This window comes from Novosphingobium sp. PhB165 (genome assembly GCF_004341845.1).
Classification (GTDB): domain Bacteria; phylum Pseudomonadota; class Alphaproteobacteria; order Sphingomonadales; family Sphingomonadaceae; genus Novosphingobium.
In genome coordinates this window covers 364424-390693 of the sequence record NZ_SLVB01000002.1, presented here as the reverse complement: position 1 = coordinate 390693, position 26270 = coordinate 364424, and the positions used below count along the sequence as shown (strand labels likewise).

Sequence of the window (26270 nt, the reverse complement as noted above, 5' to 3'; positions counted from 1 at the left end):
TTCGTGCCGTCAGCGCCAGTCACCGAACCATACATTGGGAAAATACAATGCGGTATAGCGCGGATACAGCATTAACGATTTGCGCGGCAAGCCAATCTCAGGGAACCGACCGGCCGGATGCATATCCTCCTCGCAGAAGACGACGACGAAACCGCCGGTTTCATTGAACGCGGCCTTGATGAACTGGGCCATGCGACAACGCGCGTATCGACCGGCGATGGCGCTGTTCGCGCGGCCACGACCACGGCGTTCGACCTGGTCATTCTCGATCGCATGTTGCCCGGACTGGAAGGGCTCGAAGTCCTGCGACGGCTGCGCGCGGCATCGGTGCGCGTGCCGGTGCTGGTCCTGACCGCGCTGGGCGGCATCGCCGACCGCGTTGCCGGGCTGGACGCGGGTGCCGACGACTATCTCGTGAAACCCTTCGCACTTGCCGAACTGGCCGCACGGATCAACGCGCTGATGCGCCGCGTACCGGTGGACGTGGTGACGCGGTACGAGGTGGGCGACATGACGCTCGACATATTGCGCCGCGAAGTGACACGCAGCGGCCGGACGATCCACCTTCAGCCGCGCGAATTCGCCTTGCTCGAACAGTTGATGCGCCATGCCGGACGCATCGTCACGCGCACCATGTTCCTCGAACTGGTGTGGGGTTTTCACTTCGATCCGCAGACCAACATCGTTGAAAGCCATCTCAGCCGACTGCGCACCAAACTGCGCGAGGGTTTTGCCGACGATCCTATCGAAACCGTGCGCGGGGCAGGATACCGGATGCGCCCCGATGGCTGAGCAGCCCCGTCGCAGCGCCGCTTATCGCATCGCCTTCGTCTATTCGGCCGCGTTCGCACTGGCGATCCTGCTACTGGGCATCGCGGTCTATTTCGCCGCCGACGCCGAATTCCGCCGCGCGCGCGACCGCGCGATTTCCGATGAAGTGACCGCACTGCTCCACGAAGCCGCCGGCGGCAGCCTTATTGCCGAAGTCCGCGAACGCGAGACGGCGAAGGCCACCGATTCCTTCGGCTATGCGCTGTTCGACCCACAGGGGCGGCGTATCGCGGGCTCGCTCGACACCGTGCGGCCCGAGCCCGGCTTCGGCATGATCGTCTTCCGCGATCCGGAAGAGGGGCGCGACACCGCGCGCGCCAAGACGGTCGAACTGCCCGACGGCAATCGTCTGGTCGTCGCCATCGATTCCGAGACGGTCGAGGATATAAACGCGACGATCCTGATGCTGTTCGGCGCCGCTTTCCTTGTGGTTCTGGTCATCGGGGTCGCGGGCGCGCTGGTGCTCGGCAGCTATCTGCGCCGCCGGCTTGGCGCCATCAGCAGCACCGCGCGGGGAATCGTTGGCGGCAATCTTGACCAGCGCGTCCCAGTGGGCACGCACCGCGACGAGTTCGACGAGGTGGCCCTCGCACTCAACACGATGCTCGACCGCATCGCCGGGTTGATGGACAATCTGCGGCAAGTTTCGAGCGACGTTGCGCATGACTTGCGCACGCCCTTGCTGCGCTTGCGGAACCAGCTCGAACAGGTCGGCACCGTCGAAGGCGCGGCGGCGAAAGCGGTCGAACAGGGAGACGAACTGCTCAAACTGTTCTCCGCGATCCTCCGCATCACTGAAGTGGAGGGCGGCGGGCTGGCCCACGGCTTCGCCCCGGTCGACCTGTCCGCGCTTGCCGAGGATGTCGGTGAGAGCTTCCTGCCCGCCGTGATCGACAGCGGCCGCAGCCTGAGCACCCGCTCGGTACCGGGCGTCTCGGTTCTCGGCGATCGCGAACTGCTGGCGCAGGCACTCGCCAATCTGCTCGACAATGCGATCGTCCATACCCCGCCGGGCACACAGATCACGCTGACACTGGAGACGAGCGACGGGCAAGCCCGGCTCATCGTCGCGGACGACGGACCGGGCGTATCGCCCGCCGACCGAACCCGGCTTACCCAACGCTTCTTCCGCAGCGAGGCGAGCCGAACGACGCCGGGCAACGGCCTTGGGCTCAGTCTTGTCGCGGCGGTTGCGGCGGCGCATGGCGGAGACATCGCCATCGGCAGCGAACCCGGAGGCCTGCGGGTTACACTCACACTGCCTCGAGTAACCCGCAACTCCTGAGGAGCCGTGCATTCGGGAACGCCGCGCAAGCAAGCCCACGGCAGCGCCCCCGAACGCAATTGTCAGAACGTCAGCGTGACGTCGCCAGTGAAGGCCCGTCCGGTCTGGTAGTAATACTGGTCGAACAGTGCCGTCTTGCCCGGGCTGATGTTGGTGACAGGCCGCGCGTTGAACAGGTTGTTGACCTCCAGACCAATCCGGACCGGCCCGATATCGTAGCGAGCCGAGAGGATCGCGGTGTTATAGCCATTGCTCTTGTAGGCATCCGGCTCGCCCTCGGCGAACCACTGGCGTCCGATATACTTGTCGATCAGCGAGAAGCGGATCGGACCCTGTTTGTAGAGCACGCCTACCGCCGCCGTATATTCGGGCGCATTGGCAACTTGCGTGCGTGGTTCGTCAGGATTGTTGGTCTTGGCATAGTTGCGCGAAGCGTTGGCAAAGACCGCGATGCCATGGTCGAACGCGTAAGTGATCTGACCTTCCACGCCCTTGTACTGTACGGCGCCCTGGTTGAAGTAGACCACGCCTTCGCTGGCCGGCGCCGTCAGGTCCTGCGCGAACTTGTTGGTGAAATCGATCTTGTAGACGTCGGCGTCGATGCTGAGGCTATGGCCGTGATAGACCGCGCCGGCCTGATAGTTGGTCGAACGCTCGGGCTTGAGCGTCGAGAGGCTGGGATCCGCGACGTAGAGATAGCTCAGCGGCGGCGCAAGGAAACCGCGCGCATATTGGCCGTAGACCGAAAGCTGGGACGTCACCTCATAGTTGACCGTCGCGAACGGCAGATCAACCGTATAGGTGTTGCTGAGCTTCTGCGGATAGCGGGTCGTCTGGTTGTAATCCGCATCGATCCGGCGGTTGAAATTGACGTGCTTGAAGCCGGGCGTAATCTTCAGACCCGCGATCGGCCGCAGTTCGAGTTCGGTGAAGACCTCGGTGTGGTTGGTGTTCGAATTCTGGTCAAACTTGATGTTCGCAGGCGTTGCAATGCCGGTTACTGGGTCCTTGACTGCCTTCTCGACGAAGTTCGGGCCGCCGGTGATCAGGTCAACGTCGCGCTGCTGGCGATAGGTGTCCGACCATTCGAGCCAGGCGCCCGCCGTGATCGCACCGAAGCCGAAATCGACGCGGGTCTTCGCGATATTGCCGTACATCCGGTACTGGTTGGTCTTGGTATAGCCCGGAACGCCGAAGGTTTTCGCACCGCCCGGGGTCAGCGTGACCATGTTGGCCTTGGCGATATCGGCCGCGCTCGCCGTCGCATAGAGCGTCACGTCGTTGCCGCTCAGCGTTTCGTTGTCGTAGCTGTAGGTATAGGCGCGATCGTCGAAGGTCGCGAAGGACGAAAGGTTCGCCTCGAACTTCACGATCTCGAAATCGGTGGTCTTGTGGGTATGGTTGTACCCCCAATAAGTCTGCGAGTTCGGATCGTTGTTGAGGCTGAAATACTTGCCGAACTGCGCGATCTGGGACTGCGTCGCGCCGTCCTTGTCGGGCTGGTTGAAGTCGTTTTCGTTATAGGTGCCAAGGATGGTCAGCTTGGCGTCCGGCCCGATCGGGATCATGATCTTGCCAAACAGGTTGTTGGACTTGAACGGGCTGTAAGTACGCGCGCCATCCGAGCCGATATGCTGGGCGCTCAGTACGACTTCCGCGCCGCCCAACTGCTTGATCGCGCCGCTCTGGACGACGCCGCGCAGCAGCCATGTGTTGTAGCTGCCGTAGCTGCCCTTCATTTCGACGCTCGGGTCCTCTCGCGTGGCGCGTGAGAACATGTTGAGGTTGCCGCCGAACGTTGCCTGGCCAAGCTGGCTGGCATTGCCGGGACCGCGATCGACGACCAGCGTTTCGACGGTGTTCGACGGGAAGAACGTGTTCGAATGGTGCGTCGGATCGTTGGTGTCGCCGAACGGCACGCCGTCATAAGTGATGTTGTATTCGCCATCCTGGAAACCGCGGATCTGCGCCTTGGATTCCGAGAGGCCCACGCCGTTGGCGGCGCCGTAGTTGGAGACGCTGGGCGAGATCAGGGCGATCTGGTTGAAGTCGGCCGTGGCGGGAAGCGAATCCTCGATGAACGAGCGCGAGACGATCGATTGCGGCTGCGTTGTCTGCAAGGACGCCGTGACGGGCGCGATTTCGTTGGCGCGCGTGGAGGTCACGAGAATGTCGGAGCCCTCGGCAAGGTCGCTCTTCGCCGACGTCTGGTCTTCGTCGCTCACGGGAGGTTTGGCCGCCGTCTCCGCCTTGGCGACACCGGAAAGCATCGGAATCGAGAGGGCGAGCAGGCTCGCGCCGAAAAGGCGCAAATGCGCCCCGGTCTTGCTGGTCATCTTGTGTGTTTTCCCCACGCCGCCATGGCGTGCGACCGCCGCTATGGATGACGTGTGACAGTTTCGTTGCGGAGGCCCGCAGATTGGCGTCTTGTAATGTACATTGGGATAAACCCCGATGTTCATACGGAATTGAGGTTGGGCCCAATGCCGCGAAAAACCGCCATTCATACGCTGACATCGATGCGCCGTTGCCAATCGAGCGCGCCAAAGCTAGATGGATCGCGTCGGAAAAGGCAGACTTGGTCTGGTAAGCCCAAGTCCTTTCGGTAACGAAAGCTCTGGTCTTTGGCCTCGTGCTTGAGATCCCCGCGACGAACCTCGGATGCCATCTGGCCGTCCGGTCGTTCGTCCGCGCGGGTTTCGGATTCGGGAAACGCTCCGGTCGAACATCGACACAGGAGTATTTCATGCCCGTATCCCATTCGCAGCTTTACGATGTCATTATTGCCGGTGCCGGTCCCGTCGGCCTGTTTCTTGCCTGTGAACTGCGACTCTTCGGCTGCTCGGTACTGGTGCTGGAACAGGCGCATGACGCGGGCTCACCGCTCAAGCGCCTGCCGTTCGGGCTGCGTGGTCTGTCCGTGCCCAGTATCGAAAGCCTCGATCGCCGGGGGCTTCTCGCCGCGATCGAGGCGCGCATGGTCGATCGCGGTACACCGGCCGCTGCCCACTGGATGCAGCAACCCCGCGCGCCCGGCGGTCACTTCGCAGGGATCCAGTTCTTCAAGGATCGGGTCGACGCAAGCCAATGGCCGTATCGCCTGCCCGGCCCGCTCGGCACTATTGCGGTCGACATCGAGAGCATCGAGGCCGTACTGGCCGAGCGCGCCATCACGCTTGGGGCTGAAATCCGGCGCGGCTGCGGCGTCGAAAGCTTCGATCAGTCGGACGAGAACATTACCGTCCGCGCGGGCACCGAGAGTTTTCATAGCCGCTGGCTCGTCGGGTGCGATGGCGGGCGAAGCACGGTCCGCAAGATCGCGGGCATCGCGTTTACCGGCACGGAGCCGGAATTCACCGGCTATTCCGCACAAGTCGAACTGGCAGATCCCGAGAAGCTTCGTCCCGGCCGCCACTACACGGCGACGGGCATGTATACTTACGCGCCGCTCGGCACGATCGCGATGGTCGATTTCGACGGCGGGGCCTGCCATCGCGCCCAGCCTGTCACCCGGGAGCACGTCGAGGCGGTGCTGCGCCGGATCTCCGGCACGGATGTCATGGTGGCGGCGCTTGAACTCGTCACCACCTGGACGGACCGCGCCTGTCAGGCGACCGACTATCGCAAAGGCCGGGTGCTGCTGGCGGGCGATGCCGCCCATGTGCACTCACCTCTGGGCGGACAGGGCCTCAATCTGGGGCTGGGCGACGCGATGAACCTTGGCTGGAAGCTTGCCGCCACTGTCCGGGGCGAAGCGCCGCCGGACCTGTTGGACACTTATGCGCGCGAGCGGCAGCCGGAGGGCGAACGCATTCTCGACTGGTCGCGCGCGCAAGTCGCGCTCATGCGGCCGAGCCCGAGTTCGCGCGCACTAGAGGCGATCATCCGCGGGTTGATGGAGACCGGCGACGGCGCCACCTTTTTTGCCGAGCGTGTCTGGGGCACCGGGCTGCGCTACGATCTCGGCGGGAAGCATCCGCTCATGGGCCGCAGCGCGCCCGACTTCGATCTGGGTGATGGAACGCGGTTGAACGAACGGCTCCGCCATGGGCGGGGCTTGCTTCTGGATTTCGACGCATGCGCGTCACTTCACGCCATTGCGAGCCGGTGGAGCAAGCGGATCGACTATATCGCCGCCGATCCGCGAGATCGTCTTGGCCTGAGCGCTCTGCTGGTGCGGCCGGACGGGTTCGTCGCGTGGTCGAGCGATCTCTCTGTGGATGGAGAGCAAGTGGCACCCGCCCTTGCGCGCTGGTTTGGAAATCCTTGAATTCGAGCCATGACTGAAGGGGGCGAGCGCGGCATCCCGCTCTCGCCCCATGACACGCGTCGTTGCAATGACGGTTCTCATCAGCTTTGGATGAATTCCAGAAGATCCTGGTTGATCACATCGGCATGCGTGGTCGGCATGCCGTGCGGGAAACCGGGATAGGAAATCAGCTTGCCGTGCTTCAGCAGCTTGACCGAGCGAGCGCCGGTGGTCGTGAACGGGCAGATCTGGTCATCCTCGCCATGCATCACGAGCACCGGCACGTCGATTACCGCAAGATCGTCGTAGAACTCGGTCTCCGACAGGACGCGCACGCATTCCCACTGTGCGATCGCCGCGCCCATCATGCCCTGCCGCCACCAGTTGTCGCGGATACCCTGTGACACCGTCGCGCCTTCGCGGTTGAAGCCGTAGAACGGGATCGTGATGTCCTGATAGAATTGCGAACGATGGTACGCAGTGCCGTCGCGAATGCCGTCGACCACCTCCTTGGGAACGCCATCGGGATTGCGTTCGGACTGCATGAAAGTCGGCGGGATCGCGCTGATGAGAACGGCTTTCGCCACGCGGCCCTTCCCGTATTTCGCGACATAGCGGGTCACCTCACCGCCGCCGGTCGAATGGCCGATGTGGATCGCATTGGTCAGGCCCAGCTTTTCGACCACCGCGAAGGCGTCCGCAGCATACGTATCCATGTCATGGCCATCCGAGGTCTGGCTGGAGCGGCCATGGCCCCGGCGATCGTGGGCGATGACGCGATAGCCCTTCGAGAGGAAGAACATCATCTGGCTGTCCCAATCGTCCGCGCTGAGCGGCCAGCCATGGTGGAAGAACAGGGGCTGAGCATCCTTGCGGCCCCAGTCCTTGTAGAAGATCTCGGTGCCGTCCGCTGTCGTGATCGTCGCCATTTTCGCTTCCTTCCGCTTGACCAGGAGGACCCGCGTCCGTCCCGCAGTTGAATACCTACGTCGTATGGAACTGCATCGGCATCGGCGCTTCCGACATTATCGGAGCCAAAACCGACATTCGGGGAATCGGATCTAAAGTGGAGCCCCGCGTTAGCCTGTAAATTTATATGTTAATACAGGATCTTGCTCAGCCTGATGGCGCGGACGATAGCAACGTTTGATCACGCAGAAGATGGGGAGTTCTGCCCCCTGAGTACTCCGTAGTTGGATGCCGAATGCGGGCCTTACCGGTCAGGGGCCGCATTCATCGGGCACGGCCTCGGCAAGGATCAGCGCGTAGTCTCCGTTGCCGTCCGTCCAGTGCCGCGTTTCGCTCCAACCGCCGGCCTGAAGCAGAAGCCGCATCTGTTGCGGTGTGTACTTGTGGCAGTTCTCGGTGTGGATCGTCTCGCCTTCGTCAAGCCGGAAGGGCTCGCCCGCCACTTCGAAACTGACGGCATCCATCGCCTCAAGGTGCATCTCGATCCGGGTCCAGCCAGCGTTCCAGACGGCACGGTGGCGAAACGCGCCGACCGGTATGGTCCCCTGCAATTCCCGGTTAATGCGGTGCAGAAGGTTGAGATTGAAGCGGGCGGTAATGCCTTCATCGTCGTCATAGGCGCGGAGCAGGCGATCCGTCGATTTCACGGCGTCCATACCGATAAGCAGATTGCTGCCTGCGCCCAGACTGACGCGCATCGTTCGCAGCAGGTCGACGGCGGCAGAGGGCAGGAGATTGCCGATTGTCGAGCCCGGAAAGAACCCGAGCACCGGTCCGCCGTCCCGACTTGGCGGGAGCTGGACCGGATCCATGAAGTTCGCCTCCACGGGCACGATCGCGACTTCGGGATAGTCACGGGCCAATGTCGCGCAGGATTCCGCGAGAAACGCCCCGCAGATCTCGACCGGCACGTACGTTGCCTGCGGCATGGCATCCAGCAGCATCCGCGTCTTGATCGAACTGCCCGAGCCGAACTCCACAATCATCGCCGCCGTCCCAAGCCGGGCCGCCACCAGCGACGCGCACTGCCTGAGCAAGGCGGTCTCGACGCGCGTGGGATAGTAGTCGGCAAGGCCGGTGATCTGCTCGAACAGGCGAGAGCCCTCAAGGTCGTAGAACCAGCGCGCCGGGATCACCTTGCGCGACTGGGAAAGGCCGTCAAGAACGTCCTTCCTGAACGCGGGGTCGCAGTCATCGGCCTTCCTGTCCGGCTGCGGAAGCGGAACGGCGGCGCTGGCCGCAAGGGCGAATTCGAAATCACGGGCATGCATGTCACATGCTCCTTGCAAGGCGCAGGCCCGTGAATTGCCAGCGCTGGTGGGGATGGAAGAAGTTGCGATAGGACGCGCGCAAATGCCCACGCGGCGTTGCACAACTGCCCCCCTTGAGCACGAACTGCCCGGACATGAATTTGCCGTTGTATTCGCCGACAGCGCCCGGTGCCGTCTGGAAGCCGGGCCATGGGCGATAGGCCGATCCGGTCCATTCCCAGACATTGCCAAACAGCGAAGTGAACCGGTCCGCCCCATGCTCGGCGCGCGGCATCACCGGCGCGGCGTGGTCGAGTTGAACGCCTGCCCCGGGATCATGATCGCGGGCAGCCGCTTCCCATTCCTGCTCGGTGGGCAGGCGGCATCCCGCCCACGCCGCAAAAGCCTCCGCCTCGTAGAACGAGATGTGTGTGACGGGGCTTTCAGGATCGACCGGCAACCATCCGGCGAGCGTGAAATGCTCCCATTCCCGCCCCTCCCCGCGCCAATAGAGCGGCGACGCCACCCCCTCGCGCCGAGCCCAATCGAGACCGTCCGACAGCCAGAGCGTGGCCGTTTCGTACCCCTTGTCGAGCATGAATTCGATCCACTCACCGTTGGTTACCGGACGGCTCGCGAGGGCATGCGGGGCGAGCCATGTCGAATGCATCGGCTGTTCGTTGTCGAAGGCAAAGTCCGGTCCGTCGTACCCGGCGTCCACGCGGCCCTGAGCACCTTCGATCCAGTGCATGGGGGCTGCGGTTGCGGGGCCCTCACCCTCCCCCTTCACCCGATAGACTGGCCCTAGCGGATTGAGCGCAAACAGGTGCTTGATATCGGTCAGCAACAGTTCCTGATGCTGCTGCTCATGCTGGATGCCCAGTTCCAGCAGATCACCGTGCCGTTCGACAAGCTGCGGCAGAACCGCGACCATCGCCTCGTCCACGCGGCGGCGATAGTCGATGACTTCCGCAAGCGTCGGGCGGGTGAGCAGCCCCCTATCGGGCCGTGGCAGCCTTGCGCCTTCCGCCTCATAGTAGCTGTTGAAAAGGAAGGGCCAGCGCTCGTCGTAAAGCCGGTAACCCGGCACCTGATCCCGCAGCAGGAACGTTTCGAAAAACCACGTCGTATGCGCAAGATGCCATTTGGCGGGCGAGGCATCGGGCATCGATTGCGCGGCGGCATCGGCCTCGTTCAATGTCTCGACCAGTTCCAGCGTCAGCGCGCGGACTGCCAGGTAACGCTCGCGAAACGCGCTGTGAGGCAATGTACCGGATCGTCCCTGCCCGGTCCGGCTCGGCAAGCTTGTCATGCACGGCTCCAATTGTAGGTGGCCTGAAACATGCCCCTCCGGGGTCATCAAAGACAAACTAAGCGCGGCGCAGTGCGTTCCCAATCACGCGCAAGTCGCGGACACTCGAACAACACCAGGCAGCAGAATCTCTCAAATCGAACGGCGAACATATCGCACCGATAGATCGCGAATATTACGCCTTGTCGGCACCTATCCGCGCGTGTGCGTCAGCGGTCGAGCAGTTCGCGAACCTTCGAAGCAAGGTTCTTCATCGTGAATGGCTTTGGCAGAAGCTCCACTCCTTCGTCGAGACGCCCGCCGTGCATGATCGCGTCGCGGGTATATCCCGAAGTGAACAGCACCGCGAGCCCTGCCTGACGTTCGCGTGCCAGAAACGCCAGCTCACTGCCCGACATGCGCGGCATGACCACGTCGGTCATCAGCAGCCGGATCGGCTGTTCGTGCCGCGCCAGCATGCCAAGCGCCGAGGCGCCGTCATGCGCCTCGATCACGCCGTACCCAAGATCCCGCAACGCGCCCACGGTATAGGCCCGCACGTCGTCGTCGTCTTCCACCACCAGGATCGTTTCGGATGGACTTCCCATCTCGGCCGAGGCGATGAGCTGATCGCTGGACTGCTCCGCTTCGGCAATGCTGCGGGGCAGATAGAGCGAAACGCACGTCCCCGCGCCGGGCCGCGAGGCGATCTGGATGCCGCCGCCCGACTGCTTGGCAAAACCGTAGACCATGGACAGGCCAAGGCCAGTGCCCTTGCCGACTTCCTTGGTCGTGAAGAACGGATCGAACACCTGACCCAATGTCGTCTCGTCCATGCCGGTGCCGGTATCGACGACATCGATCGCCACATAATCACCGGCGGGAATTTCTCCGCCCGGATCCGTCGGCGACGCTGCGGCCGTATCCGACAGGGACCGGTTCCGCGCCGTGATCCGCAGGGCCCCACCCTCGGGCATGGCATCGCGGGCATTCACCGCCAGATTGAGGAGCGCGTTCTCAAGCTGGTGAGGATCGGCCTCGATCGTCCAGATCTCGTCGGATGCATCGACGGTGATTGCGATGGCTTCGGTGATCGTGCGCAGCAGCAAGTCCGACATGCCCGCCAGCAACTCGGGCACGTTGACCGCACGCGGATCGAGCGGCTGCCGGCGCGAAAAGGCTAGTAGCCGATGGGTGAGCGCGGCGGCGCGCTCCGCGCCCTTCATCGCGTTGTCCAGCGCACGCCGAATGCGCGGATCTGCGGAGGACTCGGTCCGCCGTATCGCCATGTCCACGCTGCCCATGATAATCGTGAGCAGGTTATTGAAATCGTGCGCGATACCGCCAGTCAACTGGCCCACCGCTTCCATTTTCTGGGCCTGGCGGAGCGCCTCTTCGGCCTGCCTGCGCTCGGCCACTTCCATGGCGACGCGGTGCTCCAAAGTGTCGTTGAGATCTCTCAGCGCCGCCTCCTGAAGCTTGGCATAGGTGACGTCGTAGATAACTCCGAGCAGACGGTAACCCGAACCATCGGCATCGCGCAGGACTTCGCCGCGCCGCGCGATCCAGCGGCGTTCGCGGTCTTCTCCCCGGCAGACCTGAAACTCACCGCCCAGACTGTCCGGCGGGGCGGCCTGACTGCCCTCTGGAATGAGCAGCGGCTCGCCCTCGCACAGCACTGCATTGATGGTTCGTACGGGCAGGCGGTCGGCCGGGTGCAGGCCCAGCAGCCTGCAAAACTCGCTGGAAACCGAAACCGTGGCGAATCCATCGCTATATTCGAACGTGCCGACCCCGCCCGCGCTCTGGGCGATGCGCAGCCGCTCCTCGGTGCGCTTGCGCTCGGTGACATCCACCAGCAGGCCGGTGAAGCGGACGGGCTGATCGTCCTCATCCAGATGGCTCTGCCCGCGCCCATGCATCCACAGCACCGCGCCCGATGGCGAGATGACACGGAATTCCTTGGAGAACAGCGCGGCCCCCGCCAGCATCCCGGCTACGGCAATGCGGATGCGTGGGCGGTCTTCGGGATGGATGGCGCGAAAGAAGGCCGAAGTCTCGAACCCGGCGGACAAGTCGTCGCCGGGCAACGCGTACAATTCGGCAAAACGATAGTCGACGTAGAGCCGCTCGCCGACGATATCCCAATCCCAGGAACCGCTGGCGCCCGCTGCCGCAAGCACCGCGCGCAGCTGATCCTGATTCAGGGATTCCCTGAGTTCAGGCATCGTCGCCAACGACGCCCGCGATGAATTCGTCAAGCAGTTCCTTCAATGTCGCCAACGAGGGAATGTCCATCAGCATCGCGATATAGCCCCGGATGTCCCGCATCCGCACCGCAAAGTCGATGTAGAGGAACAGCACCAGCCCGCCATTGCCGCCGCGTTCGTCGACCTCAAACAGCATGGCGCCATTGCCGCGCAGCACTTCCGGGATCGTCATCGTCAGCGAGCGGCGCAGCATGTTAGCCATCGTGGCAAGGCAGGAGTTCAGGATGACATTGCCGGTTTCCGCCAGCGCCTCGTGCTCCATCTCCAGCACTTCCTCGGCGCTGAGTTCACCGCCGGTGACGGCACGGACCAGTTCGAGACTGTTGGTTTCGGGGAAGATCAGCAGCGCCCGGCCTGAAAACGGCCCGGAAAAATCCTGCCGGACCGCGACGAGATCGACCACCTCCCGCTCGCTGATGAGCCGTGCCGCCCGGCTCTGGCTCACCACTTCGATCGAAGGGACCGAAAGCAGGACCTGATCCCCGATCATCTTGCGCAGGCTGGACGCCGCCCGGCTGACGCCGATGTTGACGATCTCCGTCAGGGCATCGCGTTCGAGTTCGGAGAGTTCGACCTGCTCGGGTGTCATGCCTTGGCCGTTCTCAGCTTCAGCGCTGCTCCGGACACGAAGCCGGACAACGCCTCACTGGTAACCGGCTTGGCGATAAAGGCAGCACCCACTTCGCGGGCCTGAGAGATGATCTCGTCCTGGATGTTGGCTGTGATGATCGCGATGGGCATGTCAGGCCTCATAGCGCGCAACTCGGCCGCGAGTTCCAGACCGTTCTTCTCGCTCATGTTGAAATCGACCAGAGCGACATCGACTTTTTCCGTTTCGAGCAGTTCCAGCGCCTGTGCCGCGCTGCCCGCCTCCACTTTCTGCCAATCGGGCTGAAGTTGCCCGAGCGCCTTGGCCGCCACGATCCGCGCCAATTTGCTGTCATCGACAATCATCACACTCACCGACACTTGCGACTCCTCCTTTTATGAATTCAGCTGACTATTTCGGTCTATATCCCGCCCGATCAGGGGTCGGCATTGATTTGTTCGGAAGCTGAAGCCCCGAGAATGGGCAGAACGAGGTTCTTCAGAAAAAGATCCTTCGGAAAGCCCTCCAGCGCGGGACAACATAGCAGCAGGATCTGCACTACCGCGAAATGGGCGCCTTCCAATTCACCCAGATGGACCACGCGCCCAGCATCTTCCTGCAAGGCCACCAGCAAGGGCTCCGCATCTTCGACGGGACAGTGCCCAACAAGCCGGATCGCGGGGCCATCGACTACCACGCTCATGCCAGCAGCTCCGGCAAATCGAGCACCAGCAGCACAGTGCCATCCGAGTGAACCGTGGTTCCGCCCACCGCCGGAAGCGCGGAAAGCAGGCCGCTGCGTTCGCGCACAGGCGCATCGAGCCGGTCCCCCAGCGCATCGACCCGAAGCGCCATCGGCTCCCCGCCGGCATCTGTCACCACCAGACGCGCCACCGGCGAAACTGTCTCGTCATGCCCGAGCAGGGCGGCCAGCGCCACGACCGGCACTGTGCGGTCGCGTATGATGCAGGCATTGCCCTGCCCCAGCGTCTGGATCTCGGTGGCATCGAGACGCAGCGTCTCGACGATCTGGTCCATTCGCAGACCATAGCGCTCGCCCGCCACCGACACGGTGAGCAGCCGCGTCACGATAGCGTTGAGTGGAAGTTGGATCGTCAGCCGGGTGCCCTGCCCCGGTTCGCTTTCGATATCGATGGTGCCTTGAAGCCGCTCTACCGCGCGTTGCACGGCATCCATGCCGACGCCCCGCCCCGACACGTCGGTCACCACTTCGCTGGTGGAAAATCCCGGCGCGAAGATCAGCCGAAGCACCTGCCGCTCACCTAGGTTTTCGGCCGTTTCCGCAGCGATTATGCCCTTGGCGACCGCAGCTTTTCGGATCGTGGCCGGATCGATACCCGCCCCGTCATCGACGAGCGTGGCCACCAGCCTATCCCCCCGCCGCGCAAGTTCCAGCGCCACTCTGCCTTGCGCGGGCTTGCCGCTGCGCAGACGTATTTGCGGGGCTTCGATACCATGGTCGATCGCGTTGCGGACAAGGTGTAGCAGGGGTTCGAACAGGCCCTCGGCGATCTGCTTGTCCACCTCGATCCCGTCGCCAGACAGCTCGAAAGCGACATTCTTGTCGAGCGCAGAGGCCAGTTCGCGCGCGAGCCGGGGCAAACGGCGGAGCACCGGCTGCAGCGGCACGAGGCGCACGTCGGCCACCATGGCCGCAAGCGTGCCGACCGCGCGCGCCAGGCCGCTCTGGATCCGCCGCAGTTCGTCGGCCAGCGCCCGGTCGACCCGCTGAGCCTGCCGGGTCACGCCTTCAAGGCCGTGCATGGCGACCGCCAGCTCCCTGACTTCCGCCGCCAGCGTGTCCAGCTTGTCCGCCGGAACCCGCAGCATGGTCGCCCGGTCCGCCGAAGTGCTTGCCAGCGTTTCGGCCAGAGCCTCCGTCAGCGCGGAGCCGGACGGCCGCGCGATCTGGGCGAAAGAGACCTGATCCGGGACCATCCGGAACGCGCCCTGAACGGCCTTGAGCGTGCCCTTGGAGACACCAAGAATGCCCAGAACGCACTTGAAGGGCTCGATGTCAGCGATTTCCGGCGTTTCGGCGCTGCGAACCACATCGATGGCCAGAAGATCGGGGACTCCCGCCACGAGTGCCAGCGGATCCTCTCCTCGAAAGAAACATTCGGAATCGGGAATATAGCGAAACGCGGTTGCGGCGCCGTCCAGATCCCGGAACCTGCTGTCCGCCAGCATCGCCCCGAGCCAATCGGGCGCATCGGCTGTTTCCGACGTCGCAGTTTTGGATTCGGTTTCAGACGGCCGCTCGCCGTCTTCCCCCTCATCGTCCTGCAAGCTCTCCGCCAGTGTGGCGGCGCGCGCTTCGGCGTCCGCAGGGAGGGCGCCGCCGTGCTCCATCTCGTCGATCCAGCGGTCGAGCTGGTCGATCACCGCGACCAGCGTCTCCAGATCGTCCCGGCCCATCGCCGTCCGCCCGCCGCGCTCGCGCTCGAGCCGGGTTTCGGCCGTGTGGAGCAGGTGTTCCGCCGGGCCCATGTCGAACAGGGCCACCGATCCCTTCAGGGTATGGACCGTGCGGAACAGGCTGGACAGCACCTCGGACCTGGCCGGGTCGCGCGCCAGCAAGGCGAGGTCGCCATGCGCCTGGGCGACAAGTTCGCGTCCCTCGATCAGAAATTGTTCGAGCAGCTCGTCCATCACGGCCGACGATATACGATCGCGTCGTCAAGGCGAACGAGATTGAAGCGCGTGTCGATCCGCGCCATCGATTCGCTGTGCCCAAGACACAGGAAACCGCGCGGCAGGAGCGCGTTGTAGAGGTGTCCCGCAGCGCTCGCCCGCGATATTTCGTCGAAATATATCAAAAGGTTGCGGCACAGGATGACATCAAACCGCCCTTGCGACGCCACGGCCGCCGCGTCCACCAGATTGACGTGGGTGAACTGCACGGATTCGCGCAAATCCTTGATGATGCGCCGCTGATAGTGCTTCTCCGGCTCGAAATAGGCCTCGCGCGCAGCTTCGGGCAGCCGCGCCAGCGCGCGCTTGCCGTAGTGCCCGTCCCGCGCCGAGGCGAGCGCGTGGGTATCGATGTCAGATCCCACGATCTCGACATGATAGGCATCGACCATCGCCCAGTTTTCCAGCAGCCAGATCGCGATCGAATAGGCTTCCTCGCCATGGGCGCAGGGCATCGACCAGATGCGGATACGCCCGCCCGGCGCTTTCGTGGCGGCCAGTTCGGGCAGGATCGCATTGGCGAGCGCGGCGAACTGGTTATCCTCGCGGTAGAAATAGGATTCGTTGATGGTCACCGCGTTGATGAGCGCCTGACGCTCCGCCTCGTCGCCCATCAGGCGGCCGAAATAGGTGCGCATGTCACCGCTGCCGGTGCGCCGGATGCGCTCGATCAGCCGCCGCTCGATATAGTAGGCCTTCTTCTCGCTGAAGACCATTCCGGTCCACATGTAGAGCAGCGTACTGACCTGCGCGATGTCCTCATCGGTGGGCGGCATATCCGGCCGGGGCTCCGTCGGCGCGCCGATCACGTCCGCGCCCAATCGCAGAGCTGCCCGGCGATGCTTTCCAGCGGCAGCACCAGATCGGCTCCGTCCATTGCCACCAGCGCGCCCGGCATGCCCCAGACCACCGCCGTTTCCGCATCCTGCGCGATGACATGGCCGCCCTGCTGCCGCATGCGCGCCATCGCCCGCGCGCCGTCGGTTCCCATGCCGGTCATCAACACGCCCACCAGCGCCTCGGCCCCGATGACCTCGCAGGCGCTGTCCACCAGCCGGTCGGCGCTCGGATGCCATGGCAGGTCGGCGCGGGCAGGCGCCGAAAGCGCCACCACATCCCCGAAGCGACGCGACATGATGAGATCGGCGTCGCCCCTCCCGATATAAGCCGTGCCCGGCTCCAGCGACGTGGCCGCCGATACTTCCCGGACCGACAAGGCACATTGACGGTCAAGCCGCCGCGCAAGTGCTCCGGTAAAGCTGGCGGGCATGTGCTGTGCGATCACGATGGGCCAGGGGAAATCCGCAGGCAGCGGCTGAAGCAGCGCATCGAGCGCGGGCGGCCCGCCGGTGGAGACGCCCACGAGCACGGCGGCCACACCCGTCAGCGGATCGCCCGCCAACCGCTGCTTTTTCCCTGCCGACCGCGCGCGGGGCTGGTCCGCCACCCGCGATATCCGCGCCCGCACGCGTTCCGTGAGGCGCCGCGATCGCGGTATCCGCGCGCCTGCCGCCATGCGTACCTTTTCGACAAGGGCCTCGGCGATCCGGTCGATCTCCAGCGAGATCGGGCCGCTGGGCTTGGCGATGAAATCCACCGCGCCGAGCGACAGCGCTTCCAGCGTCTCGTCAGCGCCTTCCGCGGTCAGGGCGGAAACCATGACCACCGGGCAGGGGTGCTCGACCATGATCCGGTCCAGGCAGGCCAGCCCGTCCATGTCCGGCATGTGGACGTCGAGCGTCACGACATCCGGGAGGAAAGTGCCCAGCATCGCCAGCGCCTCGGTCCCGCTGCGCGCCAGGGCCACTTCGAAGCCGTGACCCGAAAATATCTCGACCAGCAATTTGCGCATGAGCGCGGAATCGTCGACGACCAGCAGCCGCGTGTCCGTCACGCCGCACCCGCTTTCCGCGTCGCGGCCGCCAGCAGGTCCCGCGCGGCCGCGTCGATCAGCGCAAAGGGGGATACCAGCAGCGCCATCCCGGCAGTACTATCCTCTGGGCTATCCTCTGGGCTATCCTCTGGGCCATCCCCTGGCGCATCCTCAAGTGCGGCGAAGCCTTCGAACGTCTCATTGGCCCGCCCTCCGGTGGGGACTGCCGTGGCAGCCGCCTGTGCCGAGAGGCGAACCATCCCGTAGATTTCCTCGACCAGAAATGCCGCGCGGCTGCCCCCGTGCGAGGCCACGATCAGCCGCTGCCGGTCACCGGCCTCGGCCGCCCTGTCCAGTCGCTCCGCAAGGTCGATCACCGGCACCGCTTCGCCGCGCAAGTTGGCGACGCCGCGCAGCCATGACGGCGCCTCGGGGATCGCCGAGATCGCGCGCGGGGCTCTGGCAACGGCGTCCACCGCCACGGCGGGAACTGCAAGCCGGTGCGCCCCTGCGCGGAACGACAGGAACGTCTGCCCCTGCGCCTCCGCTTTGTCCGGTACCGTCGCATCCGCCCGTTCCGGTGCAGTCATGACGGCGCGAAGCCGCGCGGTCACGTCCTCCGGCAGCAAGTGTCCGGCATCGAGCACGGAAACCAGACGCCCCCCCTCTGGCGGGCGGCAGATCGCCTGCACCACGGCTTCCGCCTCGCCCCTTACCAGCGCCACAGGCACCGGATCGATCCGCGCCTTTGGCGTGCGCAGCACATGGCGCAGCCGGTCCACCACCAGACCTACCCGCGTGCCGCCGATCCGCGCCACGACCACGCGGGCATTTTCCGCGAGCGGCGCATCCATCGCCAGCAATCCGGCCAGCGAAAGCAACGGCAGCAGGCCGCCGCGATAGGCCATCGTGCCCAGCGCCGCTCCGATGGCTTGCGGAAGCGCGGCCACATCGTCGGCGGGCAGGCATACTTCCTCGATCTGGTCGAGCGGCAGCGCGAAATGCTGGCGGCCGACTTCCAGGACCAGCAGCAAGGCCTCATCGTCACGGAAGTCTGCGGCATTTGGCGCGGCAGCGGGCGTCCCGGCCGCTGCCTTGATTCCGGCGCTGCGTTCGCCGACCGGAAAGGCCTCCGCCAGCAGGGCTTCGAAATCGGGCGCACGGTCTTCGCCGCCCGTTACCAGCCCGATCACTTTGTCGATCGCAAGCGCACAAGGCCGCTCGCCGCCCAGCAGGAGGGCTTGCCGGGCCGGGGCATCGCGGCCGTCCACCAGTCTGGCCGCAGACACCACCGGAAGCACCTGACTGCGAAAGCGGGCGACGCCGACAAGGCAGGCGGCGGCTTGCGGAACCACGGTTATCGGCGGCAGCGCGGCAACTTCGCGCACGCGCGCCGCGTCGATAGCCATGCGGGCGCCGCCCGACGTGAAGACAAGCAGCGCTTGCCCTGTCGCGGCACCGGGGGCCGTCACCGCCTCAGCCCTTCCCTGCAGGCGAAACTGAGCCAGTCAATGAAACGGCGAGCGCGGCAATATCCTCGATGGCAGCCGCAAGATCTTCGGCGCCCTGCGCCTGCTGGCGTGCGGCAACCCCTGCCTCTCGCGCCGCGCCTGCGGACAATTCGGCGGCCTGCGCGATCTGCTCGCTCCCGCTGCGGATTTCGCGCACCGAGCGCAGGATCGCATCGGCGCCGTCGCGGATCGTGGTGTTGTTGCGCGCGGTTTCGGCAAGGCTGCCGGTCATCCCCGCGAACCGTTCTACCGTCGCCTGATTGCGCCCCGCCTCGGTTTCGCCGGAGCTGGCAATCAGATCGAGATCGCGGCGGACTGTCGCCAGTTGATCCTGAATGCTCCGCACCGCGTCCTTGACGTCCTCGGCATTGGTCGTGGCTTCGCGCGCCAGCTTGCGGATATCCGCCGTGACCGTGGCGAACCCGGCGCCCGCCTCACCGGCGCGGGTTGCCTCGACCGCGCCGCTCACAGCCAGCATATTGGTCTGGAGCGCAATCAGCGCCAGCGCGTCTCCGATTTTCTCGATGCGGCGGCCGGTATCGCCCACATCGCCAAGCGCGACCAGAACCGTGCGCATTTCCTCCACCACGCCGGACATCCCGGCCACGAGCGCGGCGATGCGGCGGCTGGCCTCCTCGGTGGTTTCGACAATCCCGGTGATCTTTTCGACTGCGAACTGCGCGCGTTCCTGCGCTGCCATTGCGGACGTCTCGATCTGGCCCATCGCCGCGCTGGCCTGCATCGTTGCCGCGCCCTGGATCTGCGCGCCGCGCGCGATCTGCTCGATGGCGACGAGGATCTGGCCAGAGGCGCCCGAAAGCTCCTGCACCGTTGCCGAGAGTTCCTCGGCCGCCACGCCGACTTGCTCCACGGCCATCCCGCCATTGGTGCTGTCGGTGAGCAGAACGGTGAGCCCCCCCAGCGCTTCCGCCGTCTGCTGGCTCTCCTCAAGCGAGGTGGCCTGCTGTTCGATGGCCTGCCGTGCCTCAGCCGCTGCTGCCGACTGTTCTTCCGCCGCGCTGGCGATCTGCTCGGCGCCCTGCTCCGCCTCGTTCGCGGCCAGATCGGCCTCACCGGCAGCGGCGGCGATGGCCTGCGCGCCTTCGGCAAGGGTGGTCAATTCCTCGCGCGCGGCGTCGAGCGAGGCGATCAGCGACTGGCTTCCTTCCGCTTCGCCGCTGGCATTGGCGGCAGCCGCGCGGACACGGTCGGCAACGGCGCGGATGGCTGCGGCGATATCGCCCGCCAGCGTCTGGATGTCAGACGCGCTGCTTTCGGAACGGTCGGCAAGCTCACGCACTTCGTCGGCGATGATGGCAAAGCCGCGCCCGCCATCACCCGCCCGCGCGGCCTCGATCGAGGCGTTGAGCGCCAGCATGCCGGTCTGCTCGGAAATGTCGCCCACCGCGCGGCCGATGGCAACGATGGTGCCCGCCGCCTGCTCCAGTTTCGCCATCACGCCCACCGAAACCAGTTGGCGGCGTGCATTGAGCGTGATGGCGGCGGCGGAGGTTTCGATCTGCGCCGATGCCTCTCCGAAACCGGCCTGCACGAATTCGGTCTGGCGCTGCGAGGCCGCCGCGCGGTCGCTCGCCTCGCGGAAGTCGGCGCGCAGGGCGGTAATGAGGCCCAGCGATTCCTGTGCGGCACCGGCGGCTTCTTCCGAAGCGCTCGAAATCTGATCGACCGCGCGCTGCAGCTCGGCGGCGGCGGCGGCGGCTTCGGCAAGGCCGCTGGCGAGTTCCTGCGTGGACTGGTCGATCCGCTCCGCCGCGTTCGCGGAACGGCCCCGCCCGCCGCGTACCGGACGTTTCGCGGGCGCCGTCAGCGGCTTTTCCTCGGCAGCGGCCTTGCGGACCGGAGACCGGGCGCCGAGCGCGGATTTCTTTACCAAAGCCATTGCGATTCCCACGTGGTCCTGGACGAGATCGCACGGACATATGCGACCATGCGGGCGAACGCCATCAAACAGTTGCGCCGTTGTCAGCCGATTTAGCTGATGCCCGCTCCCTTGCGGGAACCCGCCCTGTCATGGCGTGTTTTGCAAGGCATCCCCAAGGCATGCAGGCGGATAAATTCGGGGGCCCGCAAAGGAGTAAGGGTCGTTGGCGTTACGGGCAGAGACTGGCGAGGGGTTCCTGTCTCACGACGGCGAACTCGCGCGCCGGATCGCAGCGCATGACTGGGCCTCGACCGCGATCGGACCCATCACCGGGTGGCCGATCAGCCTGAAGCACACGGTCGGTTTCATGCTGCCCTCCCCGGTGCCGCTGGTGCTCCTTTGGGGCGAGCAGGGCGTGATGATCTACAACGACGCCTATTCCCGCTTCGCCGGTGGCCGCGACAGCCGGTTGCTGGGCTCCAATGTCCGCGACGGCTGGGAGGAAGTGGCCGATTTCAACGACAACGTGATGAAAGTCGGCCTTTCCGGCGGCACGCTCAGCTACCGCGACCACGAACTGGTCCTCCACCGCGACGGCGCGCCCGAGCATGTGTGGATGAACCTGGACTACTCCCCCGTGCCGGGTGACGACGGCAAGCCCGGCGGCGTGATCGCCGTGGTCGTGGAAATCACCGAGGCCTATCACGCGCGCCAGGCGCTGGAGGAAAGCGAAACGCGCCTGCGCTTCCTTGACGAACTGGGCCGCGCGGTGTCGGACTGCCGCAGCGCCGACCGCATTCTCGCCATCACCAGCCGCCTTACCGCCGAGCACCTTGGCGTATCCAGCTGCGCCTATGCCGATATGGACGCGGATGCGGACGGCTTCACGATCCGGGGAGACTGGCACGCACCGGGATCGCCCTCCATCGTCGGGCACTATAGCCTTGCCGATTTCGGCGCGCTGGCGGTGCGGGAACTGGGTGCCGGACGCCCGCTGATCGTCAAGGACAATGCCCGCGAACTCCCCTCCGCCGCGGCGCGGACATTCCAGGATATCGGCATTGCCGCCACCATCTGCATGCCGCTGGTCAAGGAAGGCCGGCTGGCCGCACTGATGGCCATTCACGACCGCAAGCCCCGCGACTGGACCGATTACGAGCTGAGCGTGATCCGCGAGGTCACGGACCGGTCCTGGGCCCATGTCCAGCGCGTCGGCGCCGAAGACCTTTTGCGTGAGCGCGAGGCCTACAACCGCCAGATCCTCGACAGCGCGAGCGACTACGGCATCATCGCCGCCGATCTCGACGGGAGGGTCACGCTCTGGAATGCGGGCGCCACGGCGATCCTCGGCTGGAGCGAGGCGGAAATGCTCGGCCAGCCGATGGAGCTGATCTTCACTGCCCATGACCGCGACGCCGGCCTGCCCGCCGCGATGCGCGCGCAGGCGCTGGAAACCGGCCGTGCCCATGAGGCGCGCTGGCATTTGCGCAAGTCCCACGAGCCCTTCTGGGGCCTCAGCGAACTGATGCCCCTGCGCAGCAAGACCGGGGGCGCCATCGGCTTCGTCAAACTGCTGCGCGACCGGACGCAGGAATACCGCGCGCAGGAAGCGCTAAGCCTCAGCGAGGAGCGGCTGGCGCGCGCACAGGCGGCGGGCGGCGTGGGCCTGTTCTCGATCGACATCCAGCGCGACACGATCGACGGAACCGCGGAATTCTGGCGGATCTTCGGCATCGCCCCGGAAATATCCCACTCGACCCGCGCCATCGAGGATCTGGTCATCGGCGAGGACAGCGAACTCGTTTCGAGCAGCAAGCGCCGCCAGAGTGGCGAGGCCGTTCTGGATGTCGAATACCGCATTCGCCGTCCCGACAATGGCGAGGAGCGCGTGATCGCCCGCAAGGCCAGTTTCGAATTCGACGCGGACGGCCGCCCTGCGCAAATGATCGGCGTGGTGCAGGACGTGACCGACCGCCGCCGCATCCAGCGCGCGCTCGAAAAGAGCGAGGCGCAGTTCAGCACGCTTGCCCAGAACATGCCCAATCAGGTCTGGACCGCGCGCGCGGACGGGCGGCTCGACTGGTTCAACGACCGGCTTTACAGCTATACCGGCCTTCCGCACGGCAGTCTGAAGGACAGCCGGTGGTCACGGATCGTCCACCCCGAAGACCGGCTGAGAGCGGCGCGCAAGTGGGCCGCCTCGCTCGCGACCGGGCGGATCTACGAAGCCGAATTGCGCCTGCGCGATTCCCGGGCCCTGTACCGCTGGCACCTCGCCCGCGCGCTGCCGCTGCACGATGCCCACGGCGAGATTACCGCATGGGTGGGCACGAATACCGAGATCGAGGCGCAGAAGCGCGCCGAAGCCGCTTATGCGCAAGACCGCGACCGTTTGTGGACGATCAGCCGCGACCTGATGATGGTGGCCGATTACGCCGGGATCATCAGGGCGGTAAATCCCTCGGCCGAGCGCGTGCTGGGCTGGCGGGAGCAGGAGATGCTGGGGCAGCCGATTTCCCGGTTCGTCCATCCCGACGACATCGAGCCGACCGCCCTGGAAATCGGCAAGCTGGCGGGCGGTTCCAACACGCTGGCCTTCGAGAACCGCTATTGCACCAAGGATGGCGAATACCGGCTGTTGGCCTGGACCGCCGTGCCGGACAATGGGCGCATCCACGCCATCGGCCGCGACATCACCGAGCAACGCGCCATGGAAGACGCCTTGCGCCAGAGCCAGAAAATGGAGGCTGTGGGCCAGCTTACCGGCGGCATCGCGCATGACTTCAACAACCTGCTTCAGGGCATTACCGGCAGTCTGGACGTCATGCACAACCGCCTTGCCAAGGGACGGACGGACGATCTCGACCGCTGGCTTCAGGGCGCGCGGACTTCGGCCGAGCGCGCCGCCGCGCTAACGCATCGCCTGCTGGCCTTCTCCCGCCGCCAGCCGCTCGATCCCCGTCCGGTACGCGCCAATCCGCTGATCGCCTCGATGGAGGACATGCTCCGCCGTTCGCTGGGCGAGCACATCGATCTGGAATTCGTGCTGGCGGGCGGGCTGTGGCAGACGCGGTGCGACCCCAACCAGCTGGAAAGCGCGATCCTGAACCTTGTCATCAATGCCCGCGATGCCATGCCCGATGGCGGTAAGCTGACGATCGAGACCAGCAATGCCGATCTGGACGGCCTGGACCGCGCCCGCCAGCGCGAACTGACGCCGGGGCAATATGTCTGCATCGCCGTCAGCGATACCGGCGTGGGCATGAGCGAGGACACGGCAGCGCGCGCCTTCGAGCCCTTCTTCACCACCAAGCCGATCGGTCAGGGCACCGGGCTTGGCCTATCGATGATCTACGGATTTGCCCGCCAGTCCGAAGGGCAGGCGCGGATCTATTCGCATGAAGGGCGTGGTTCGACGATCAAGCTCTACCTGCCGCGCCATCGCGGACAGGGCGATATCGATGCCGAAAAGGCCGATGGGGCGAACCTGCCCGTCGCCCGCAGCGGCGAGATCGTGCTGGTCGTGGAGGATGAGCCGGTCGTGCGCGGGCTGATCCTCGACGTGCTGGACGAACTGGGATACCGCTCGATAGAGGCCGCCGACGGCCCCGAAGGCCTTGCCATCCTGCAATCGGACGCACGAATCGACCTGCTTGTCACCGATATCGGCCTGCCGGGCCTGAACGGGCGGCAAGTGGCCGATGGCGGGCGCAGCTATCGCCCGGATCTCAAAGTGCTGTTCATGACCGGATACGCGGAAAACGCCGCGCTCGCCTCGGGTTTTCTCGAACCGGGCATGGCCATGATTACCAAGCCCTTCGCCATGGATGTTCTCGCCCGCCGTATTCGCGAGACCATCGAATGCTGACACTGCATCCTGCCCTTTCGAGGCCCCCTGCCCTTTCGAGGTTCCCCAACAATGTCTGAACACGCCGCATCCGCCCACCCTGCCGACTTTCACGGTCTGCGCGTGCTGGTCGCCGAGGATGAACTGCTGGTATCGATGCTGCTCGAAGACATGCTCGATGACCTCGGCTGCCACGTGATAGGGCCCTATGCCGCGCTGTCCCCCGCGCTGGAGGCGGCGCGGGCGGGTGCGTTCGATGTCGCGGTGATCGACATGAATCTTGCCGGCGAGCGATCCGATCCCCTGCTGGCAGAGCTTGCCGAACGCCGCATCCCGGTTGCCATCGCCAGCGGCGCCGGGCCGTCCGATCTTCCGGGGCAGCCTACCACCGTGTTGAGCAAGCCCTATAGCTTCGATCAGTTGGCCGATGCGGTGCGGACCTTGCACGATGCACGGTCTCTGGATCGCCCGGGTAACGCCTGACGCGATTCGAAAACGGGGCGGATATCCGACACTATAGGGACCGCGAAGCGGCTGTTCCCGGCAGGTAGCGTCCGACTATTCACCTAATCAATTCATGTTGTTGTTCTTCCAGTCCAAGAGTATAGTGCGGCATCGATCACGTCCAAATCCACCTCCTGTCTGAGAGATCCGTATGAGGGGCAAGGTTACGATGATCGCGGCGACTGCTGTGCTCGCCGCGCAACCTACGAACACGCTGACCGCGCAGACGAGGCCGGCCGAACCGATCCAGACGCTTCCGGCGCCCGTGGATACGTCGTCCCCGTCGGTTCCCGGAGTGCAGCGACCCGTGCCGCTGCCCGCACCCGTTCCGGGCCGGCCGCAAGTACGGCCACCCTCGGGCGGGGGACAGTCCGGAGGGGGACAGCGCCCCGTACCGCTTCCCGCGCCTGCCCCCGGACGGCCCAACGGTTTCGCGGGGCGCCTCACCTGCGAGTCGCGCAACAACCGGACCGAGCGCTGCAATGCGCGGACCGAGAACCGCGTCGAACTGCTCACGCGCTCATCGCAGTGCGTTCGCGGGCAGAGCTGGGGCTACGATCAGCGCCAGATCTGGGTTTCGCGCAATTGCCGGGGCACTTTCGCTTATGGCTATGGCAACAATCACTGGCAGGATCAGGGGAATAACAACAACAGCGGAGGCGGGTTGAGCACCGGCGCGATCATCGGCGGCGCCGCCGTGGCGGCCGGGCTGGTGGCCCTGCTCAACAATCGCAACAGCCCCAGACCTTCGGGCGCTTCACAGGGCAGCGTTCCCCCGCCGCCCACTGCAACGCCTACACCTGCGCCAACGCAGCCGGAAACCCCGCCGCCGCCCACGGGCCCGTTCCAGCCGGGACCGCCTGCGACCGTCGTGGCGGATCTGTCCTCGCTGCCGCCCGATGCGCGGCCGTCGATGAACACCTGCATGATGGAGGCTGCGCGGCAAGTCGGCATAACGGGCGGAACGCAAGTGCGGTTCGACAGGCTGGTCCATATCGAGCCCGGCAACGGCGGCTGGCGGTTCCGCGCGCAACTCACCGGCACATATCCCGATGGCGAGCGGATGTTGCCGCTGTTCTGCCGCGCAACGCCGACGCGGGTTGTGGAGCTTGATTTCAGGAACTGAGCCGCTGCCAAACAGACAAGCCCGGCCGCCCTGCCGATCCATGATCGACAGTGGCCAGCCGGGCTTTTCGATAAAGGA

The 26270-nt window shown here is 65.2% G+C and carries 19 protein-coding genes; 6 read left to right on the top strand and 13 right to left on the bottom strand.

Annotation, left to right across the window (positions count from 1 at the left end; all coding sequences use genetic code 11):
- Positions 1-117 precede the first annotated feature (117 nt).
- Positions 118-792 (top strand): response regulator transcription factor, encoded by a 675-nt coding sequence (locus EDF56_RS07305; protein ID WP_132386079.1) that lies wholly within the window; start codon positions 118-120, stop codon positions 790-792.
- Positions 785-2116, top strand: coding sequence for a HAMP domain-containing sensor histidine kinase (locus EDF56_RS07300; protein ID WP_132386078.1), 1332 nt, complete (start codon positions 785-787; stop codon positions 2114-2116). The genes EDF56_RS07305 and EDF56_RS07300 overlap by 8 nt, the downstream gene beginning before the upstream one ends.
- Positions 2117-2178: 62 nt before the next feature.
- Here the strand turns inward: EDF56_RS07300 and EDF56_RS07295 are convergent, their stop codons facing one another.
- Positions 2179-4452: a TonB-dependent receptor gene (locus EDF56_RS07295; RefSeq protein ID WP_132386077.1), complete on the bottom strand. Its 2274-nt coding sequence runs from the start codon at positions 4450-4452 to the stop codon at positions 2179-2181.
- 410 nt (positions 4453-4862) lie between these two features.
- Here EDF56_RS07295 and EDF56_RS07290 point away from each other — a divergent pair, with 410 nt between their 5' ends.
- Positions 4863-6386, top strand: coding sequence for an FAD-dependent monooxygenase (locus EDF56_RS07290; RefSeq protein WP_132386076.1), 1524 nt, complete (start codon positions 4863-4865; stop codon positions 6384-6386).
- Positions 6387-6466: 80 nt separating this feature from the next.
- Here EDF56_RS07290 and EDF56_RS07285 read toward each other — a convergent pair whose 3' ends face one another.
- From EDF56_RS07285 to EDF56_RS07230, 12 genes are all read right to left on the bottom strand, one after another.
- The gene (locus EDF56_RS07285) at positions 6467-7294 is read right to left on the bottom strand and encodes an alpha/beta hydrolase (RefSeq protein ID WP_132386075.1); all 828 of its coding nucleotides are present in this window, start codon (positions 7292-7294) and stop codon (positions 6467-6469) included.
- A 291-nt stretch (positions 7295-7585) separates the two neighbouring features.
- Positions 7586-8605 carry an L-histidine N(alpha)-methyltransferase gene (gene egtD / locus EDF56_RS07280; protein WP_132386074.1) on the bottom strand — a complete coding sequence of 340 codons (1020 nt, stop codon included), beginning with the start codon at positions 8603-8605 and terminating at the stop codon, positions 7586-7588.
- Between the two features lies 1 nt (position 8606).
- Entirely contained in the window at positions 8607-9896 is a 1290-nt protein-coding gene (egtB, locus tag EDF56_RS07275; protein WP_132386073.1) for an ergothioneine biosynthesis protein EgtB, read from the bottom strand.
- A gap of 209 nt (positions 9897-10105) precedes the next feature.
- Positions 10106-12103: a hybrid sensor histidine kinase/response regulator gene (locus EDF56_RS07270; RefSeq protein WP_132386072.1), complete on the bottom strand. Its 1998-nt coding sequence runs from the start codon at positions 12101-12103 to the stop codon at positions 10106-10108.
- Positions 12096-12734: a chemotaxis protein CheX gene (locus tag EDF56_RS07265; RefSeq protein ID WP_132386071.1), complete on the bottom strand. Its 639-nt coding sequence runs from the start codon at positions 12732-12734 to the stop codon at positions 12096-12098. The genes EDF56_RS07270 and EDF56_RS07265 overlap by 8 nt, the downstream gene beginning before the upstream one ends.
- The gene (locus EDF56_RS07260; RefSeq protein ID WP_347812974.1) at positions 12731-13099 is read right to left on the bottom strand and encodes a response regulator; all 369 of its coding nucleotides are present in this window, start codon (positions 13097-13099) and stop codon (positions 12731-12733) included. Before EDF56_RS07260 ends, EDF56_RS07265 begins: the two co-directional genes overlap by 4 nt.
- Positions 13100-13170: 71 nt before the next feature.
- The gene (locus EDF56_RS07255) at positions 13171-13437 is read right to left on the bottom strand and encodes a hypothetical protein (RefSeq protein ID WP_132386069.1); all 267 of its coding nucleotides are present in this window, start codon (positions 13435-13437) and stop codon (positions 13171-13173) included.
- Positions 13434-15407: a chemotaxis protein CheA gene (locus EDF56_RS07250; RefSeq protein WP_132386346.1), complete on the bottom strand. Its 1974-nt coding sequence runs from the start codon at positions 15405-15407 to the stop codon at positions 13434-13436. Before EDF56_RS07250 ends, EDF56_RS07255 begins: the two co-directional genes overlap by 4 nt.
- Positions 15407-16225 carry a protein-glutamate O-methyltransferase CheR gene (locus EDF56_RS07245; protein WP_132386068.1) on the bottom strand — a complete coding sequence of 273 codons (819 nt, stop codon included), beginning with the start codon at positions 16223-16225 and terminating at the stop codon, positions 15407-15409. Before EDF56_RS07245 ends, EDF56_RS07250 begins: the two co-directional genes overlap by 1 nt.
- A 29-nt stretch (positions 16226-16254) precedes the next feature.
- Positions 16255-17343: a chemotaxis-specific protein-glutamate methyltransferase CheB gene (gene cheB, locus EDF56_RS07240; RefSeq protein ID WP_279389701.1), complete on the bottom strand. Its 1089-nt coding sequence runs from the start codon at positions 17341-17343 to the stop codon at positions 16255-16257.
- Positions 17340-18794, bottom strand: a complete 1455-nt coding sequence (locus tag EDF56_RS07235; RefSeq protein ID WP_132386067.1) for a chemotaxis protein CheW — start codon at positions 18792-18794, stop codon at positions 17340-17342. The genes cheB and EDF56_RS07235 overlap by 4 nt, the downstream gene beginning before the upstream one ends.
- A 4-nt stretch (positions 18795-18798) precedes the next feature.
- Positions 18799-20733, bottom strand: coding sequence for a methyl-accepting chemotaxis protein (locus tag EDF56_RS07230; RefSeq protein WP_132386066.1), 1935 nt, complete (start codon positions 20731-20733; stop codon positions 18799-18801).
- A 205-nt stretch (positions 20734-20938) separates the two neighbouring features.
- On the opposite strand from EDF56_RS07230, the gene EDF56_RS07225 reads away from it, so the two are divergent.
- The 3 genes from EDF56_RS07225 to EDF56_RS07215 all read left to right on the top strand — a co-directional run bounded on the left by EDF56_RS07225 (position 20939) and on the right by EDF56_RS07215 (position 26192).
- Complete coding sequence (locus EDF56_RS07225) at positions 20939-24583, top strand: PAS domain S-box protein (protein WP_132386065.1); 3645 nt, start codon at positions 20939-20941, stop codon at positions 24581-24583.
- Between the two features lie 51 nt (positions 24584-24634).
- Complete coding sequence (locus EDF56_RS07220) at positions 24635-25045, top strand: response regulator (RefSeq protein WP_165912123.1); 411 nt, start codon at positions 24635-24637, stop codon at positions 25043-25045.
- 172 nt (positions 25046-25217) lie between these two features.
- Entirely contained in the window at positions 25218-26192 is a 975-nt protein-coding gene (locus EDF56_RS07215; protein WP_132386064.1) for a DUF3011 domain-containing protein, read from the top strand.
- Positions 26193-26270: the final 78 nt, after the last annotated feature.